The 15740-nt window shown below is 66.4% G+C and carries 15 protein-coding genes; 10 read left to right on the top strand and 5 right to left on the bottom strand.

Annotation, left to right across the window (positions count from 1 at the left end):
• Window positions 1–2: 2 nt before the first annotated feature.
• The 5 genes from BAU07_RS17205 to BAU07_RS27195 all read left to right on the top strand — a co-directional run bounded on the left by BAU07_RS17205 (window position 3) and on the right by BAU07_RS27195 (window position 5879).
• Window positions 3–1241, top strand: coding sequence for an alpha-hydroxy acid oxidase (locus BAU07_RS17205; protein ID WP_066659971.1), 1239 nt, complete (start codon window positions 3–5; stop codon window positions 1239–1241).
• Entirely contained in the window at window positions 1238–2965 is a 1728-nt protein-coding gene (locus BAU07_RS17200) for a thiamine pyrophosphate-binding protein (protein WP_066659970.1), read from the top strand. The genes BAU07_RS17205 and BAU07_RS17200 overlap by 4 nt, the downstream gene beginning before the upstream one ends.
• 94 nt (window positions 2966–3059) lie before the next feature.
• The gene (locus BAU07_RS17195; RefSeq protein WP_066659969.1) at window positions 3060–5090 is read left to right on the top strand and encodes an OPT family oligopeptide transporter; all 2031 of its coding nucleotides are present in this window, start codon (window positions 3060–3062) and stop codon (window positions 5088–5090) included.
• Window positions 5091–5205: 115 nt separating this feature from the next.
• The gene (locus tag BAU07_RS17190; protein ID WP_066659961.1) at window positions 5206–5514 is read left to right on the top strand and encodes a hypothetical protein; all 309 of its coding nucleotides are present in this window, start codon (window positions 5206–5208) and stop codon (window positions 5512–5514) included.
• Between the two features lie 212 nt (window positions 5515–5726).
• Window positions 5727–5879, top strand: coding sequence for a hypothetical protein (locus BAU07_RS27195; RefSeq protein ID WP_157122293.1), 153 nt, complete (start codon window positions 5727–5729; stop codon window positions 5877–5879).
• Window positions 5880–5938: 59 nt separating this feature from the next.
• Here the strand turns inward: BAU07_RS27195 and BAU07_RS17185 are convergent, their stop codons facing one another.
• Window positions 5939–6178 carry a hypothetical protein gene (locus BAU07_RS17185; protein WP_157122291.1) on the bottom strand — a complete coding sequence of 80 codons (240 nt, stop codon included), beginning with the start codon at window positions 6176–6178 and terminating at the stop codon, window positions 5939–5941.
• Window positions 6179–6458: 280 nt separating this feature from the next.
• On the opposite strand from BAU07_RS17185, the gene BAU07_RS17180 reads away from it, so the two are divergent.
• The 3 genes from BAU07_RS17180 (at window position 6459) to BAU07_RS17170 (ending at window position 10014) form a co-directional block, all read left to right on the top strand.
• Window positions 6459–7715 carry a D-alanyl-D-alanine carboxypeptidase family protein gene (locus BAU07_RS17180; RefSeq protein WP_084025839.1) on the top strand — a complete coding sequence of 419 codons (1257 nt, stop codon included), beginning with the start codon at window positions 6459–6461 and terminating at the stop codon, window positions 7713–7715.
• A 238-nt stretch (window positions 7716–7953) separates the two neighbouring features.
• Window positions 7954–9555, top strand: coding sequence for an MDR family MFS transporter (locus BAU07_RS17175; protein WP_066659959.1), 1602 nt, complete (start codon window positions 7954–7956; stop codon window positions 9553–9555).
• A 3-nt stretch (window positions 9556–9558) separates the two neighbouring features.
• Window positions 9559–10014: a MarR family winged helix-turn-helix transcriptional regulator gene (locus tag BAU07_RS17170; protein ID WP_066659956.1), complete on the top strand. Its 456-nt coding sequence runs from the start codon at window positions 9559–9561 to the stop codon at window positions 10012–10014.
• A 37-nt stretch (window positions 10015–10051) separates the two neighbouring features.
• Here the strand turns inward: BAU07_RS17170 and BAU07_RS17165 are convergent, their stop codons facing one another.
• From BAU07_RS17165 to BAU07_RS17155, 3 genes are read right to left on the bottom strand one after another with little or no spacing between them, the layout of a single operon-like run.
• Window positions 10052–10789, bottom strand: a complete 738-nt coding sequence (locus BAU07_RS17165) for a GntR family transcriptional regulator (protein ID WP_066659953.1) — start codon at window positions 10787–10789, stop codon at window positions 10052–10054.
• A gap of 3 nt (window positions 10790–10792) precedes the next feature.
• Entirely contained in the window at window positions 10793–12496 is a 1704-nt protein-coding gene (locus BAU07_RS17160) for an AMP-binding protein (RefSeq protein WP_232338151.1), read from the bottom strand.
• Window positions 12493–13542, bottom strand: a complete 1050-nt coding sequence (locus BAU07_RS17155) for a cyclase family protein (protein ID WP_066659946.1) — start codon at window positions 13540–13542, stop codon at window positions 12493–12495. The genes BAU07_RS17160 and BAU07_RS17155 overlap by 4 nt, the downstream gene beginning before the upstream one ends.
• Before the next feature lie 296 nt (window positions 13543–13838).
• Between BAU07_RS17155 and BAU07_RS17150 the strand changes: the two genes are divergently transcribed.
• Window positions 13839–14774, top strand: a complete 936-nt coding sequence (locus tag BAU07_RS17150) for a Bug family tripartite tricarboxylate transporter substrate binding protein (RefSeq protein WP_066665512.1) — start codon at window positions 13839–13841, stop codon at window positions 14772–14774.
• Window positions 14771–15493, top strand: coding sequence for an SDR family oxidoreductase (locus BAU07_RS17145; protein ID WP_066659943.1), 723 nt, complete (start codon window positions 14771–14773; stop codon window positions 15491–15493). The genes BAU07_RS17150 and BAU07_RS17145 overlap by 4 nt, the downstream gene beginning before the upstream one ends.
• An 87-nt stretch (window positions 15494–15580) precedes the next feature.
• On the opposite strand, the gene BAU07_RS17140 is transcribed toward BAU07_RS17145, so the two are convergent.
• Window positions 15581–15739 carry a DUF3309 family protein gene (locus BAU07_RS17140; RefSeq protein ID WP_066659940.1) on the bottom strand — a complete coding sequence of 53 codons (159 nt, stop codon included), beginning with the start codon at window positions 15737–15739 and terminating at the stop codon, window positions 15581–15583.
• Window position 15740 lies beyond the last annotated feature (1 nt).

Raw genomic sequence — 15740 nt, 5'->3', positions numbered from 1 at the left:
CCATGCGGGTCGAACAGGCCCTGTCCATCGCCGACCTGCAGCAGGCGGCCCGCCGCCGCCTGCCCCCGGGCATCTATGGCTACGTGCATGGCGGTAGCGAGGACCAGAGCTCCCTGCGCGCCAACCGCGAAGCGTATGACCGCTGGCGCTTCGTGCCGCGTCCGCTGGTCGATGTGTCGTCGCGCGCACTATCGGTGACCTTGCTGGGTCGGCACTACGCCGCGCCGCTCGGCATCAGCCCCATGGGCGTGGCCGGGCTGTGCGGTTTCGATGGCGACGTGGCCATGGCCGCGGCGGCGCGGGAGGCGGGGGTTCCCTTCGTGCTTAGCGCGGCCTCCACCACGCCGCTGGAACGCGTGGTCCAAGCCTATCCCGACCTGTGGTACCAAGGCTACTTGCCCGCGCGCGGCGATATCGTCGAACCCCTGCTGCAACGCGTGTGGGCGGCTGGTGTGCGGGTCCTGGTGGTGACGGTGGACGTTCCTATCGCGTCCGTGCGCGAAAACGAGTTGCGCAACGGTTTCAGCATTCCGCTAAGGCTGGGGCCGCGCCTCGTGTGGGGCGGCCTGTGCCGCCCAACCTGGATGGTGTCGACCTTCGCGCGAACGTTGCTGAGGCACGGCATGCCGCATTTCGAGAATTTCACCGCCACCCGCGGCGGTCCCATCATCAGCGCCGCCAAGGGCGATCATCGCGCCGGCCGCGCCGCCATGACCTGGCGTGAGATTGCCTGGATACGCGAGAAATGGCAGGGGAGGCTGCTGGTCAAGGGCATCCTGCATGCCGCGGACGCGGGCAAGGCGCGCGCCATCGGTCTCGACGGAATTTTCGTGTCCAACCATGGCGGACGCCAGCTCGATGGCGCGTTGGCCAGCCTCGACGCCTTGCCGGCCATTGCCGAGGCGGCGTCCGGCATGACGGTGCTGCTAGACGGCGGGGCACGGCGCGGTACGGACGTACTCAAGGCCATGGCGCTTGGCGCGCACGCGGTATTCGTCGGGCGGCCGGCCATGTACGGGCTGGCCGCGGGCGGGCGCCGCGGGGTCCTGCATGCGCTGAGACTGTTGTCCCGCGAGATCGACGTCGACCTCGCGTTGCTGGGTTGTCCCGACGTTGCCCAACTCGGCCCGCATCATCTCTGCCGTGCCGATACGCCTGCCGTGGGAGCCCAACCGGCGGCGCGCCTGCACGGCGATACGCACGACCTTTTGTCCGAACGCCTGATAGAGGAATCCAAATGACCGCGACGAACGCCGCAACATCCTTGTCCACGCCGCGCACGGGCGGGCAGATCCTGGTGGAGGCCTTGCGTGTGCACGGCGTCGACACGGCTTTCTGCGTACCGGGCGAAAGCTTTCTCGCGGCCATCGACGCCTTCTACGAAGCGAGCGACGTAATGCGGCTGATCGTGTGCCGCCAGGAAGGCGGCGCGGCCCACATGGCCGAAGCGCATGGGAAACTGACCGGGCAGCCCGGCATCTGCTTCGTGACCCGAGGTCCTGGCGCGACCAACGCCAGCATCGGCATCCACACCGCACGGCAGGACTCCACGCCGCTCATCGTGTTCGTCGGACAGGTTGCGCGCGACGCGCTGGGCCGAGAGGCCTGGCAGGAGATCGACTACCGGCACATGTTCGGCCAGATCGCCAAGTGGGTGGACCAGATAGATGATCCGCGACGGATCCCGGAGTATGTCAGCCGCGCCTTCCACGTCGCCATGTCCGGCCGTCCGGGTCCCGTCGTCCTGGCGCTTCCGGAAGATATGCTGGCCGAATCGGCGCTGGTCACGGACGCGCCGCCATACCGGCTGGCCCAGGCGGCGCCTGCCCCCGAGGCGATGGAGGAACTGCAGGCGCTCCTGGCCCAGGCCGAGAGACCCTTGGTCATGCTGGGTGGCGGCGGCTGGACCCGCGAGGCCAGCGAACACATCGCCGCTTTCGCCCACGCCCACGCATTGCCGGTGGCATGCGCATTCCGGCGCCAGGACCTGCTGGACAATCGCCACGATTGCTATGTCGGGGAGGCCGGCCTGGGCATGGACCCCAAACTGGCCGAGCGCATCCGCCAGGCCGACCTCGTCCTCGCGATCGGGGCGCGGCTGGGGGAGACCACCACCAACGGCTATGCCTTGTTCGATGTGCCGCGGCCCCGGCAGAAGCTCATACACGTTCATCCGGACCCCGAAGAACCGGGACGCGTATACCAGGCGGATCTCGCCATCAACGCAGGCATGCCGCCGTTCGCGCGCGCCGCCTCCCGTCTGTTGGCGCCCGCGCAGGCGACAGCCAGCCGGTCCGCGTGGCTCGATGCCGCGCGCGCGGATTACCTGCGCAACCTCGAACCCGGCGCGATGCCGGGCGAGGTGGATCTGGGCGTCATCGTCAAGCATCTGCGTGACACCTTGCCCGGCGACAGCATCATTACGAATGGCGCAGGCAACTACACCCTATGGGTGCAGCGCTTCTACCAGTACCGCGGGCTGCGTACCCAGCTCGCTCCGACCAGCGGCACCATGGGCTACGGCGTGCCGGCGGCCATCGCCGCCAAGCTGCATCATCCGGATCGCACGGTGGTGTGCTTCGCGGGCGACGGATGCTTCCTGATGAACGGACAGGAGCTGGCCACGGCCGCGCACTATGGCCTGGGCGTGGTCTTCATCGTCGTCAACAACGCCATGTATGGCAGCATCCGCATGCACCAGGAGCGCCACTATCCAGGCCGCGTATGCGCGACGGACCTGACCAATCCGGACTTCGTGGGCCTGGCGCAGGCGTATGGCGCGTACGCGGAACGGGTGACGCGCACCAACGATTTTCCTGCCGCCTTCGACCGGGCAGCGCGCGCCGGCCGGCCCGCGCTGCTCGAACTGCGGGTCAGCCAGGATGCATTGTCCCCGCGCGCGACCATTGCGGGCCTGCGCGCCAAGGCGGCTCCCCAGGACACCCTCGGCGCGCCCGCAAGCTGAGCGAATTTTGGATAATCGCGGACCTTCATGGGAAGGTTCGCAGCGGGGCTAAAATGCGCGGTTTCGCCGATCCCGGAATCGCAGCCCCTTCACCATGACAGTCGACACACGCATCCCCGACCATCTCGCACTGCCCGAGCTTACGTTGCGCGGCATCATCCTCGGGGCGCTCATCACCGTGATATTCACGGCCTCCAACGTCTATCTGGGTTTGAAGGTAGGCTTGACCTTCTCCTCGGCCATTCCGGCCGCGGTCATTTCGATGTCGGTGCTGCGTCTGTTCCGGGATGCCAACATCCTGGAAAACAACATGGTGCAGACCCAGGCTTCGGCCGCCGGCACCTTGTCGTCCGTGATTTTCATTCTTCCGGCCCTGGTCATGATGGGGCACTGGCAAGGCTTCCCATTCTGGCTGACGCTGGCCGTATGCGCGGCGGGCGGCATGCTGGGCGTCATGTTCACCATCCCGCTGCGCCGCGTGATGGTGGTGCAGAGCGACCTGCCGTATCCCGAAGGGGTGGCAGCCGCGGAGATCCTTCGTGTCGGCACCGCCGCATCGGAGTCATCCGGGCGGGGCGGGACCGGGATGGCGGAGATCGCCGCCGGCGGCCTGGTGGCCGCCGCGGTCAGCTTCGCCAGCAGCGGCCTGCGGGTGCTGGGTGATGGTGTCAGCATCTGGCTCTCGGCGGGCGCCGCGATCTTCCGCATCCCCATGGGCTTTTCCCTGGCGCTGCTCGGCGCGGGGTATCTGATCGGCATCGTGGCCGGCCTTGCCATGCTGACCGGCCTGATCATCGCATGGGGCGTGGCGGTGCCCGTGTTGACCACCGTGCATCCCATGCCGGCAGGTGCGTCGGCGGCAAGCTACGCCACCAGCCTGTGGTCCTCGCAAGTGCGCTTCATCGGCGCCGGGGTGATCGGCGTGGGTGCGATATGGACGCTGGCCACGCTGGCGGCGCCCATGGCGCGCGGCCTGAAGGTTACCTTCTCCGCCATGGGCGGCGCCAACCGCAACGCAGGCGGTGACATACCGCGCACCGAGCGCGATATGCCTGGCTTCTGGATCGCCGTCGTCAGCCTTGTAATGGTGGCTATCCTTGTGGTGACATTCCGCGCGTTCCTGTCCGGCACGTCCATCGCCGCGGGGACAAGCTGGACGTTGGTCGCGTATGCCGTGCTGTTCGCGTTCGTATTCGGCCTGCTCGTTGCCGCGGCATGCGGCTATATGGCCGGCCTGGTCGGATCGTCCACGAGCCCGATCTCCGGGGTGGGGATCGTTGCCATCGTCCTGGTGTCCCTGCTGATCCTGGCCATCGGCAACGGTGATGGCCTCCTGGCTACGGAGGGCGGCAGCAAGCTCGCCATCGCGCTCGCCATCTTCACCACATCGGCCGTGGTCGCCGTGGCCTCGATCTCGAACGACAATCTTCAGGACTTGAAGACCGGCTGGCTGGTCGGCGCGACGCCGTGGCGCCAGCAGGTGGCGCTGCTGATTGGCTGCGTGGCGGGCGCCGTGGTGATTTCTCCCGTCCTGGAGCTCCTTTACAACGCCTATGGCTTCGCCGACGCCATGCCGCGTGCCGGCATGGATGCGTCCCAGGCGCTGTCGGCGCCGCAGGCAACGCTGATGCTGGCGATCGTGCGGGGCATCTTCACGCATCAGTTGAACTGGTCCATGATCCTCGTGGGCGTGGCCGTGGGCGTGGCGCTGATCCTGGTCGACCAGGTCCTCAAGCGCACATGCCGCATTGCGCGCATGCCGGTACTCGCGGTGGGCATCGGCATCTACCTCCCGCCTACCGTCAGCGCGCCCATTGTCATCGGCGCGGTGCTGGCGTGGCTGGTGGGCCGCGCGCTGCAGCGGCGGCAGGCAGCGGGCTGGATCCACGGTGACGATGCGGCCGCGGCCGAGCGGCGCGGCGTGTTGATTGCCTCGGGCCTCATCGTGGGCGAGAGCCTGGTAGGCGTATTGATGGCGGTGATCATCGGCGCCAGCGGCAGCGAGGCGCCGCTGGCGCTGGTCGGGGCAGGCTTTGCCACGGCTGCTTCCTGGCTGGGACTCGCGGTTTTCCTGGGCGTTGCGGTCCTGTTCGGACGCCGCGTGCTGGCAGGCGGCAGGGCCTGACGCCGGACGGCCTGGCACGCGGATTGCAGCCCGGCGGAGTTCAGATCCCGGCGCGCGACGGGCCGCATAGCTGTCGTTCGCCGGGGCGCAGTTCCACCGTCGCAGGAGCAGACCCATGGCCGTGTACGTCATCATTGCCGCTCGCCGGGACAAGACTTCCGGGCGTATCACCCATCTCCGGATGGGCGAGGCCGACCCAGCCATTCCCGGTTGGAAGTCCCGCCCGCACGAAGCGCCGGTCACCGCCGCCCTGAAGGCCATACACGGCGGCGACAGCGTCGTCACGTCGTTCGATGTCGATGGTGTGGCCGTCGTCGGCAAGGAAGCCCGGGTGCGGGTGTATGACGACGGAACGGAAGACCTGGAGTCCGTGTCATCGGGAGATCCGGAACTCAAGGGCGTCGAGGACTTGCCCGAGTTCTGATGAGGGTCCGCGCGTTGGCGCGTGGACAGAAGGCAAGCCAAGCGTTGCGGTGCCCTTGACATGGCCTGACCTGCCCTGGGGCACAGGCCGCATGCGCCATCCATGCGGCAATTGCGGCTCCAGTGCGTCGGCATCGAGTCTGGTTACAACATGCTGCCCCTTGATCGCCGGACCTTTCTACAATTCCGCCACATTTACTGTCGGAGAGAGGGATGAAAGTTCTATTGGCGATGCTCGCGGCGGCCACTTTGCTGTCGGCCTGTGCGGTTTACACACCCAGCGGCGCGGTAGTGGTCGACCCCCATGGCGGAGGCGGCGGAGGCGGGTTCTGCCCACCCGGACAGGCCAAGAAAGGCAACTGCTAGTGCCGGCCTGCGTGGCCGGCTAGGCTTCGGTCGCGGCGGCGCTGATAAGCAGCTGAATCTCACGCGTGGTAGCCAAGCCGCAAGGGCGGGGCCTCGTGCTCGGCGAGGCGGCGATTCGCTTCTTCCACCAGTTCGTATTCCGCCGCCCGCAAGGCGGCGGCCCCGCTCAGTCCGGTGCTGCGTTCCACGCGACGCAGGACATCGCCGGTACAGCGGCACGCGATGTATCGGTGGCCGGTCTCCAGCCAGAAGGTGGCGCCATCCTCCACCATCGATATTTCCCAGATTGCCGCCATCATGTCCTCCCGAAGTACAGGTTCGCGACAGGGTTTAAGATTGCGCCCACGCATCCGGTGCAATACATACGTCGCATCAGGTATCCATCTGGAGTCTATGCAGACTCATCGGTGCCGGGTATCAGATCGACGTACTAAGGCACACGCACGAGCGCCGCGGGCCTTCATCGGCCGCATGGTGCAGGCGGCATCGGACAGGCGTTTTGTTTGCGAATGAACCTTGGCGACCTGGCACGGACTAAGCTCCGTCCCGCGGATCCGCCGCGTCAATAACGTGGAAGCTATGTACAAGAAGACAGTCGCTGTGTCGCTCGCCTTGATCGGAGCCTGCGCAGTGGGCGCGGCGTTGGCCGCCGCGCCGTCGGCCGCGCCGCAGCCCCCGGTCGTCCCACAGGCCGGCACGGCCCCGTCCGCGGCCTTGCCGCCGTCGCCGCAGGCGCCTGGGCTCGATGCCAAATCCTGGCTGTTGCTGGATGCGACCAGCGGCCAGGTCATTGCCTCGCAGAACGCCGACGAACGCGTGGAGCCGGCGTCGCTGACCAAGATCATGACGGCCTACCTGGTCTTCCAGGCCTTGAAGAACAAGACCCTGCAGCTGGATCAAACGGTGACCGTTTCGGTGCATGCCTGGAAAGTGGCGCCGGGGAGTTCGAAGATGTTCATCGAGCCTGGCCAGCACGTCAGCATCGACGACCTGCTGTCCGGGCTGTTGATCCAATCGGGCAACGATGCCGCGGTGGCGTTGGCCGAGGCCACCGCCGGCTCCGAAGACGCCTTCGTCCAGCGCATGAACGAAACCGCGGCGCGCATGGGACTGAAGTCCACGCACTTCGCCAGCCCGCATGGCCTGCCCGATCCGCAGACCTATTCGACGGCACGCGACCTTGCCGCCTTGAGCGCCCGGCTGATCCGCGATTTTCCTGACCTGTATGTGCGGTATGACCACGTCAAGCAGTTTCGCTTCAACAACATCACGCAGCCGAACCGCAACCGCCTGTTGTGGATCGACCCGACGGTGGACGGCGGAAAGACAGGCCATACCGAGGCGGCGGGTTATTGCATGATCGCTTCGGCCTTGCGTCCGGGCGCCGCAGGGCAGCGCCGCCTGATCGCGGTCGTCATGGGCACGTCCTCGGACAAGGCGCGCACCGCCGCCACCGGCATGCTGCTGAATTGGGGTTTCCAGAACTACGAGACCGTGAAGCTGTACGCCAAGGGGGATACCGTGGGCACCGCCACGGTCTGGAAGGGCGAGCAGTCCCAGGTCCAGGTCGGTTTCGACCGCGATATCTATGCCACCATTCCTCGCGCCTGGGTACCGCGCCTGCAGAAGGTGATCACGCGGCAAGGGCCGCTGGTCGCGCCACTGGCGGCGGACACCCAGGTCGGCACGGCCGATATGCAGGTGGACGGCCACTCCATCGTCAGTTATCCCGTGGTCGCCCTGCAGCCTGTCGCGCAGGCTGGCGTGCTGGGGCGCGGCTGGGACAGCATGCGCCTGTGGGTCTATGGGCTGATGAACGAGAAGCCGCCCGCATGACAAGCGGCCCCGAGGCAGGGGCCCAGGCGATGCCGCGTCGATAACTTCATCAATGTGCCACACCCCCACCCCGGTCTGCCCGGGCTGACGGACGGCGACAGTGAGGGGGCCATCTCCGGATACGGTGTGCGCGCGCACAGCAGGGCGATAAGGCAGGCGCTGCCGCACCCCGGTGGCGCCGCATCAGGTCGAATTGCGCTAGAATCGTTGATAGGTCAATTATTGATGCGTCCATAAAATGGCTCCCCGCGCTCCCGCCACACCGCATTCCGCCGGCCAGGTCCTGCCTTTCCGCCAATCGCTCATGGCGATGCTGGGCATGTGCTTCGTCGTCATGCTGGTCGCCATCGACCAGACGGTGGTCGGCACGGCGCTGCCCACGGTGGTGGCGGAGCTGAAGGGCTTCGACCTGTACGCATGGGTGGCCACTTCCTACCTGCTGACTTCGGTCATCACGGTTCCCATCTTCGGACGGCTGGGCGATTACTACGGTCGCAAGCCTTTCGTGATCTCGGCGATCGTCGTGTTCACGCTGGCCTCGGCGCTGTGCGGCGCCGCCACCAGCATGCCTTTCCTGGTGCTGGCACGCGCGCTGCAGGGTATCGGCGGCGGCATGCTGGTGGGCACGGCCTTCGCTTGTATCCCGGACCTGTTCCCCGATTCCTATGTGCGCCTGCGTTGGCAGGTCATGTTCAGCGCGGCGTTCGGTATCGCCAACGCGGTCGGCCCATCGTTGGGCGGCTTCCTCACCGAATACTATGGTTGGCGTTCGGTCTTCTATGTCAACATCCCGGTAGGCTTGCTGGGCCTGTGGTTCGTCACCCGGCACCTTCCTCATCTGCGCCATGGCGACCCCGGCAAGATCCGCCTGGACTGGCCCGGCGCGTTGTTGATCGCATTGGCCCTGGGGGGCCTGCAAGTGGTAGTCGAGCTGCTGCCGCGCGAAGGCCTGAGCAGCACGATGTTGCTGCTCGCCGCGGGCAGCCTGATCGCGTTCGGGGCGCTCGTCGTATGGGAAAAGCGCTGTGAACAACCTCTGATCCCCTTCGAGATGTTCCGCAATGCGAGCCTCGCGCCGCTGTTCATGCTGGCGCTGCTGGTCGGAGTGACCATGTTCTCGCTGCTGTTCTATGCGCCGCTATTGCTGCAAGGCGGCTTCGGCCTGTCGCCCAAGGATGCCGGCCTGTTGATTACGCCCATGGTGGTCTTCATCACCGTCGGCAGCATCGCCAACGGGCGCATCGTGACGCGGATCAAGAACCCCAACACCATGCTTTACCTGGGCTTTTTGCTCATGTGCGTGGCTACGGCAGGCATTATCTCCACGCATATCCATACCCCGCGCTGGCTGATCGCGAGCTATATGCTCGCGGCGGGCCTGGGGCTAGGGTTCATCATGCCCAACCTGACGGTCTTCGCGCAGGAAACCGCCGGGCGCGCGCATCTCGGTATTGCGACGGCCTTGCTACAATCGCTGCGCATGGTCGGCGGCATGGTGGGTACGGCAGTCGTCGGCACCATGGTCGGCCACAGCTATATCAGCAGCGTGCGCGAGTCCCTGGAGAGCAGCCAGGCGACACGCTGGCTCGGCGAGCTCGACGATCCTCAGATCCTGGTCAACCCAGAGGCGCAGGCGCATTTCCTGCAGCAGGTGGCGGCCATGGGCAAGGATGGCGCCGTATTCCTCGAGGCGGCGCGCGTCGCGCTGGTCAGCGCGATCCACGACGGACAGATGATCATTCTGGTTATTGGCATCCTGTCGCTGTGGTTCGTGCGCCGTGTCCCGCCCATACGCCTTACCCGGCGCACCAAGATGCCGACCACCGCGCCTGGAGAATGACCGATGCCGAAGCACCAGCAAGGCCTGCATACGGTGCAGATGCTGGGCCAGACCTATCGCGCCATGATGGCGGCTTTCGATGCCAACGTGGGCCATGCGCTGCCGCGCTGGCGCATCCTGCTGGCGCTGCACGAAGCGGGTCCGCTGTCGCAGAAGATCCTGGCGGAACGGTGCCGCCTGGATCCAGCCTCGCTCACCCGGCAATTGCAGTCCATGGAAAGCCTCGGTTGGATCAGCCGCGCAATCGATCCGCAGGATAACCGATTGATCAACGCCATGCTCACCGCACCGGGCAAGCGCGTGGTGGCCGAAGCACTGCCACGCCGCGCGGCTTTCTTCGACCGCGCACTCCAGGGTTTGTCCACTGAACAGGTCAGGGTGTTCAACGAAGTACTGGCCGTGCTGGAGCGCAATTTCAAGGCGGCGCAGCAGCCGGCCACCTCCGCCGCCGATCGCTGACTCGCGACGGGCATCCCGGCACATCGGCGCCCAGGCGTCACCGCAACAGGTCGAATTCCATGCGGACGTTGCGGAAGGGAAACTCGAGCCGCGCAAAATACACCACCCGCTGTGCAATGCAGGCGTAGCGCCGCAGCTCGGCGACGGGCGACGATACCGGGATCTGCAACCAGTCGGCGGATTCGCCTCCGGCTTCGACCACACGCAGGGATTGCTTCGCCTCGTTGAGCCGCGCCCCGTAGAACTGGTCCAGTACGGGCGCCACGGCGCTCTTCTTGATGCGCGTCGCGTGCCGTCGGAATATGTGGCTGTCGAGGTAGACCTCGCTGTAGCAGAACGGGCCCGCTTCCGTCGTGTGCAGGCGCCGCAAATACTGGAAGTGTCCTTCGCGGGCGGCTTCGCACGGCATGCCGAGCGCCTCGGGCAATGGCACTTCGGCCGATGACTCCACCAGTGAGACGGTGCCCAGCCGATTGCTCAATTCGACGGTCTCCGCCCAGTTTTTCGGTATCAGCAACGCGGGCGTGGCGGGCAGGCTTTCGTTCACGAAAGTGCCGGTTCCCCGCGCGCGCCGTATCAAGCCTTCGCCCTCCAGCAGGCCGAGCGCCTGCCGTACGGTAGCGCGGGAGATGCCGTAGGTCTGCACCAGGATGTCCAGGGCAGGAATTTGCTGCCCGGGTATCCAGGCGCGCTCGTGCACTTTGCTGCGAAAGATCGCCGCAGCTTGCAGGTAGAGCGGTTGCGGACTGCGGGAAAACAACGTGCCGGTAGACATGGTTCAAGGAGCCGGGCGATCGGCTTGCAGCAGTTCGTTGGCCAGTTCACGCAGGCGGCCTTTCTGTATCTTTACCGAGTTGGCGCTTTCCACGGTCGGGAACGACTGCAGGACATGGAAGCCTGCGGGCACCTTGAATCCCGCCATGGCCTGCCGGCATGCGTCCCGCCATCCCTGCGGGTCAGGTTCTGTGTCGGGTTCCAGCAGGACGAAGGCGAATGCCACGGTTTTGCCATCGCGGTCGGCGCCCACGACCTGGCAGGCGTGGATGCCGGGCAGGCTGGCCAGGAAGGCCTCGATCTCAGCCGGGTTCACCAGGAAGCCCGAGAGACGTAGCGTGTCGCCCAGGCGAGCCTGGAAAACGAAGTGCCGGTCGTTGACCGCGTAGCCAAGGTCGCCCGTGCGGAAGTAGCCGTCGTCCGTCAGCGCCTGCGCGCTGCTGTGGGTATCGTCCAGGTAGCCCAGCATCTGGCTGGGACTGCGGATCTCTATTTCGCCCGACTCCCCCGGTGGCAGCACGCGCCCCGTCCCGGGATCACGCACGCGGACCCGGGCTTCCGGATAGATCAGGCGGCCACCCGGCAGAAAGCGTCGAGCCGCGTCGTCCAGCGGCTGGGCCGCCACCAGCGCAATCAATTCGCTGGACCCGTACAGTCCGGTCAGGGCGATGCCATGCACGGCTGCCCGTGCCGGCAGCGTATCCAGGGCGGGCGCGAAAGTCGCGAAACCGAATAGCCGCACAGATGCGTAGTCATGGTCGGGCGCGGCGTCCAGCATGCGCAGCAGGGCCTCATTGTTCAGGTAGGCGTGCGTGACGCGATGCCGCGACACCGCATCGGCCGCGCGTCGGGCTTCGAATACCGCCTGGCAGACGACCGGCACGCCGGGCGCCAGCCCGCCCGCCAGGGCGGCGAAACCGAAGACGCCGCAGAACGGAGCCGTGCCCAGGATGCATGCCGTGGCGTCGTGCCCGAAGCGCCGGGCGACCGCGTCGCCATGGCGCAGCAGGGTACGCTGGTCGTGGACCACGAACTTCGGCAACGAGGTGGTGCCCGAGGTGGTGAAGCAGATGGCCGGGGCGTTCGGGGCTGCGGCGGGCGCGGCGGGCCCGTGCTGCATCAGGGCGCGCAGCCCGTAAGCCGGTATGCCGGCGAGGCGGCCTTCCCTCTGGACGTCAGAGAGCGCCGCTTCGTGCGGGCCGTTGCCCCCGGATGCGATTGCGGCGGAGCCGGATAACTGGCGCGACGCCGCGGGAAGCGCCTGTGTACCGGCCATGAACACGCCGCGCAGCCGCTGCAGGATGTGCAGCGGCACGTCATCCAGGATCGCATCGAAGCGAATATCTTTGAAATCCGGCCAATAGATCAACCAGTCCGCACCGCCCCGGCCCAGTACATCGGCCAGTTCCCGTGCCCGAAAGCGCGTATTCACGGCGAGGACCAGGGCGCCGATGCGTGCACAGGCGAGGAACGAGACGACCCAGTCCGCGCCGTTGGGCAGCCAGAGGGCGACGCGTTGGCCCGGTTTCACACCCAAGCTCGCAAGCCCGCCAGCCAGACGGGTCGCATCGTCGCGCAAGGACGATACCGTGATGGGTACGTCGTCGTCGATCAGTGCGATGCGCTGCGGTTCGGCGCGTGCCCACGCCTCCAGCCTTGCCGCGAAGGTATCGTGATCCCGCCATGCGGGCGGCGGCATGTGGCTCATACGGTGGCCACCGGCGTGACGGGCGAGCCCACCGCGCCGGGCAGGCGCAGCGGCGGCGCAGTCAGGAGAAAGCGTGTGCGCGCATGCGCGTGCAGCCACTCCGCCAGGTCCTTCAGGTACCAGAGTTCCGCCAGTGGTACGCCGAGCTTGAAAAGGCAATGATGGTGCAGGGGCAGAATGGACCGGCCGGGACCGGACGTGCGTGCAGGGTAGGCTTCGACCGCATAGTTGTCCGCGCAGATCGCCGCGATGCCGGATTCGGTAATCCACTGGAGCAGGGCAGGGTCCGCGCCGTCGAGCACCGCGCCGGCTTGCTCCAGGGCCCCGTGGTCCGGGCGGCCGCCCATGCGTACGATCGCTTCGGCAAAGCCGGTGCGCAGCACCAGCATGTCGCCCGCCTCGACGGATACGGCCTGCTGGCGCATCACGTCGCGCAAGGTGTCGTAGTCCACCAGCGTGCGGCCAAGGCCGAGGGCGCGTGCAAGATCCACCATGACGCCGCGGCCCTGCATGCCCTTGCGTGCATAGTTGTCGATACCCAGGCGGCGCGCATACGATCCGCCCGCCGCGCAGCACGCCGGCTCGGAATCCCCCTGTCCGCCCATGTGGTCGCCCCCCAGGATGTCGACGCCTGCCTCATGGCCGTTGTAGTACGCCAGCCGCTGCGTGCCGTCGCCCTGCGTGTCGAACAACGCCCCGACGTGGCTCAGTCCATCCCATTGGGTCGAGTACTGCAGCGTCAGCGTAACCTGGTCATCGTTCAATACATCGATGGCGCCTGCGTCTTCCCGCTGCACCGCGAAATTCACGTTGGGCTGGCCATCTCGCAGCGTGGGCGACAGCACGGGCGGATGGCGACGTGGATTCAACACATTGCCGCCGGGCAGATCCAACGGCAGGGACAGGCAGAACACCTTGCCGGCGCGAACCTCGCGTACCGCTTCCAGCACTTTGGCTTCGGTCAGAAGATTGAGGCGTCCGAGTTCATCGTCCGGCCCGAAATCCCCCCATGTCGACCCGTCGGGCCTGCGTTTCCATCGTGGCATGCTGGTTGTCTCCTGGCATCGTTTTATGGTTATATTCCGCTGGAACTATAGTACGTATTTAAGGACTTTACCGGGGTGCGCGGACGTTCGTACACCGCTCGCGTGGTGCCTCGCTGCCTCGCTGCCTCGCTGCCTGTCCCTGGGAGGGGCACGTCGAGTCCCTGCTACGTACTTCGGTTCACCAGCGCGTGCATTGCCACAAGAAAATTTCCGCGCAACGCGGAACATACCGGAGACCAAGCATGCCTCGATTTACCTGGGCGGCGCCATGGCGCCACGCCTTCGCCGCGCTCTGCATGGCGGCTTCCTTCGCCGCCAACGCCGCGGATTTCCCTGAACATCCCATCACCGTCGTCGTCCCTTACCCCCCGGGGGGCGCAGCGGATCTTTTCGGCCGCGCCATCGCCAATGCCTTGCAATCCAGCCTGAAGTCCACCGCCGTCGTGGAGAACCGTCCCGGTGCGGGCGGCAATATCGGCATGGCCTATGTCGCGCGCAGCAAGCCGGACGGCTACACCTTGGGGCTGGGAACCATTGGCACCCAGAGCATCAATCAGTTCCTGTATGCCAATATGGCCTTCGATCCGGAGCGCGACTTCGTTCCCATTGCACTGGTGTCCACTACGCCCAATGTGCTCGCCGTCAGCGCCAAGTCGCCTTATCGCACGTTGCAGGACGTGATCGCGGCAGCTCGCGCGGCAAAGGGCACGCGCTTATCGTACGGCTCTCCCGGCATCGGCTCTTCGGTTCATCTGACCGGCGCGTACTTCGAATCGATGGCCGGTATCAGTCTCCTGCATGTTCCCTTCAAGGGGACGTCGGCTTCGCTGCCTGCGGTGGCGGGCGGGCAAGTCGATCTGCTATTCGACAACCTGCCCGGCGCACTGGCGCAGATCAAGGATGGATCGCTGATACGCGGCATCGCCGTGACATCGGCGCACCGCAATCCTTCTGTGCCGGATCTTCCGACCTTCGCGGAGTCGGGCTTGCCCGGCTTCGACGTGACCGCATGGTTCGCGATCTACGCGCCGCGCGGCACGCCACGGCCGGTCGTGGACAAGCTGATCGCGGCGGCGCGCGAAGGCCTGAAAGCGCCCGAGGTCGCAGCGAGTTTCGCCACCATGGGGGCCGAGCCGGGTACGCTTTTCGGCGAGGACCTCGCGGCGTTCGAGCGCAATGAACGCAAGAAGTGGGGCGCCGTGGTGAAGGAACGTGGGATCACGGCGCAATGACGCGGCCCGCCGTACTCGTCACGGGCGGCAGTCGCGGCATAGGCCGGGCCATCGTGGCGCGGCTGGTGGATGACGGCTACGACGTCTTCAATTTCAGTCGCCGGCCGCCGGCCGTCCCGCTGCCAGGCGAGACGTTTACCTCGGTGGACCTGGGCGATGGAGAGGCCGCACGCCAGGCGGTGCAGGCGCTGGCTGCGCAGCGTAGCGTGACCTGCCTCGTCAACAATGCCGGCTTGGTCGAGGTGGCGCCCATCGAAGCCATTTCGCTGGAGTCGCTGCAACGCACCGTGGCCTTGAACCTGAGTGCACCCGTCATTCTTTTGCAAGGATTGCTGCCTGCGATGCGCGCGGCCGGCGCAGGACGTGTGGTCAACATCGGCAGCCGCGCCGCGCTCGGCAAACCGGGGCGCACCGTGTACGGCGCCACCAAAGCGGCGCTTGCCGGCATGACACGTACGTGGGCGCTGGAATTGGCCAGCGCCGGCATCACCGTGAACGCGGTGGCACCGGGTCCCATTGCCACGGAGCTTTTCGAGCTATCGAATCCGAACGACGGCAGCGCCATGGTGAACGTCCGCGACCGCATTCCGGCGGGCCGCCTGGGACGTCCGGAAGAAGTCGCCCATGCCGTCGCCATGTTTCTCGACGCACGCGCCGGCTTCATGACCGGCCAGGTACTGTATGTGTGCGGCGGCATGAGCGTCGGCGTGGCGATCTGAACGGCCGTCAACGCCCCCAAAGGTACCAAAAGAAGCGCCGGCACCCTCCCGGTTGCCGGCGCTCGCCGCCCCGCGCGGCGAGTATCCCTATATGGTCCCGGTGAGCAACAGAATAATGACGATGATCAGGACCAGTCCCAGGCCGCCGCTGGGATAGTAGCCCCAGCTCCGGCTATGGGGCCATGTGGGCAGCGCACCCAGGAGGAGCAGGATCAAAATGATCAAAAGAATAGTTCCTAGCGTCATG

It is taken from the genome of Bordetella flabilis (genome assembly GCF_001676725.1).
GTDB lineage: Bacteria > Pseudomonadota > Gammaproteobacteria > Burkholderiales > Burkholderiaceae_B > Bordetella_C > Bordetella_C flabilis.
The sequence above is the reverse complement of the archived record's forward strand: the minus strand, read 5'-3'. Positions and strand labels throughout refer to the sequence as shown.

Coding starts and splice junctions, on each gene's coding strand:
- BAU07_RS17205 (WP_066659971.1), top strand. CDS start 3: ATGCGGGTCGAACAGGCCCTGTCCATCGCCGACCTGCAGCAGGCGGCC.
- BAU07_RS17200 (WP_066659970.1), top strand. CDS start 1,238: ATGACCGCGACGAACGCCGCAACATCCTTGTCCACGCCGCGCACGGGC.
- BAU07_RS17195 (WP_066659969.1), top strand. CDS start 3,060: ATGACAGTCGACACACGCATCCCCGACCATCTCGCACTGCCCGAGCTT.
- BAU07_RS17190 (WP_066659961.1), top strand. CDS start 5,206: ATGGCCGTGTACGTCATCATTGCCGCTCGCCGGGACAAGACTTCCGGG.
- BAU07_RS27195 (WP_157122293.1), top strand. CDS start 5,727: ATGAAAGTTCTATTGGCGATGCTCGCGGCGGCCACTTTGCTGTCGGCC.
- BAU07_RS17185 (WP_157122291.1), bottom strand. CDS start 6,178: ATGATGGCGGCAATCTGGGAAATATCGATGGTGGAGGATGGCGCCACC.
- BAU07_RS17180 (WP_084025839.1), top strand. CDS start 6,459: ATGTACAAGAAGACAGTCGCTGTGTCGCTCGCCTTGATCGGAGCCTGC.
- BAU07_RS17175 (WP_066659959.1), top strand. CDS start 7,954: ATGGCTCCCCGCGCTCCCGCCACACCGCATTCCGCCGGCCAGGTCCTG.
- BAU07_RS17170 (WP_066659956.1), top strand. CDS start 9,559: ATGCCGAAGCACCAGCAAGGCCTGCATACGGTGCAGATGCTGGGCCAG.
- BAU07_RS17165 (WP_066659953.1), bottom strand. CDS start 10,789: ATGTCTACCGGCACGTTGTTTTCCCGCAGTCCGCAACCGCTCTACCTG.
- BAU07_RS17160 (WP_232338151.1), bottom strand. CDS start 12,496: ATGAGCCACATGCCGCCGCCCGCATGGCGGGATCACGATACCTTCGCG.
- BAU07_RS17155 (WP_066659946.1), bottom strand. CDS start 13,542: ATGCCACGATGGAAACGCAGGCCCGACGGGTCGACATGGGGGGATTTC.
- BAU07_RS17150 (WP_066665512.1), top strand. CDS start 13,839: ATGGCGGCTTCCTTCGCCGCCAACGCCGCGGATTTCCCTGAACATCCC.
- BAU07_RS17145 (WP_066659943.1), top strand. CDS start 14,771: ATGACGCGGCCCGCCGTACTCGTCACGGGCGGCAGTCGCGGCATAGGC.
- BAU07_RS17140 (WP_066659940.1), bottom strand. CDS start 15,739: ATGACGCTAGGAACTATTCTTTTGATCATTTTGATCCTGCTCCTCCTG.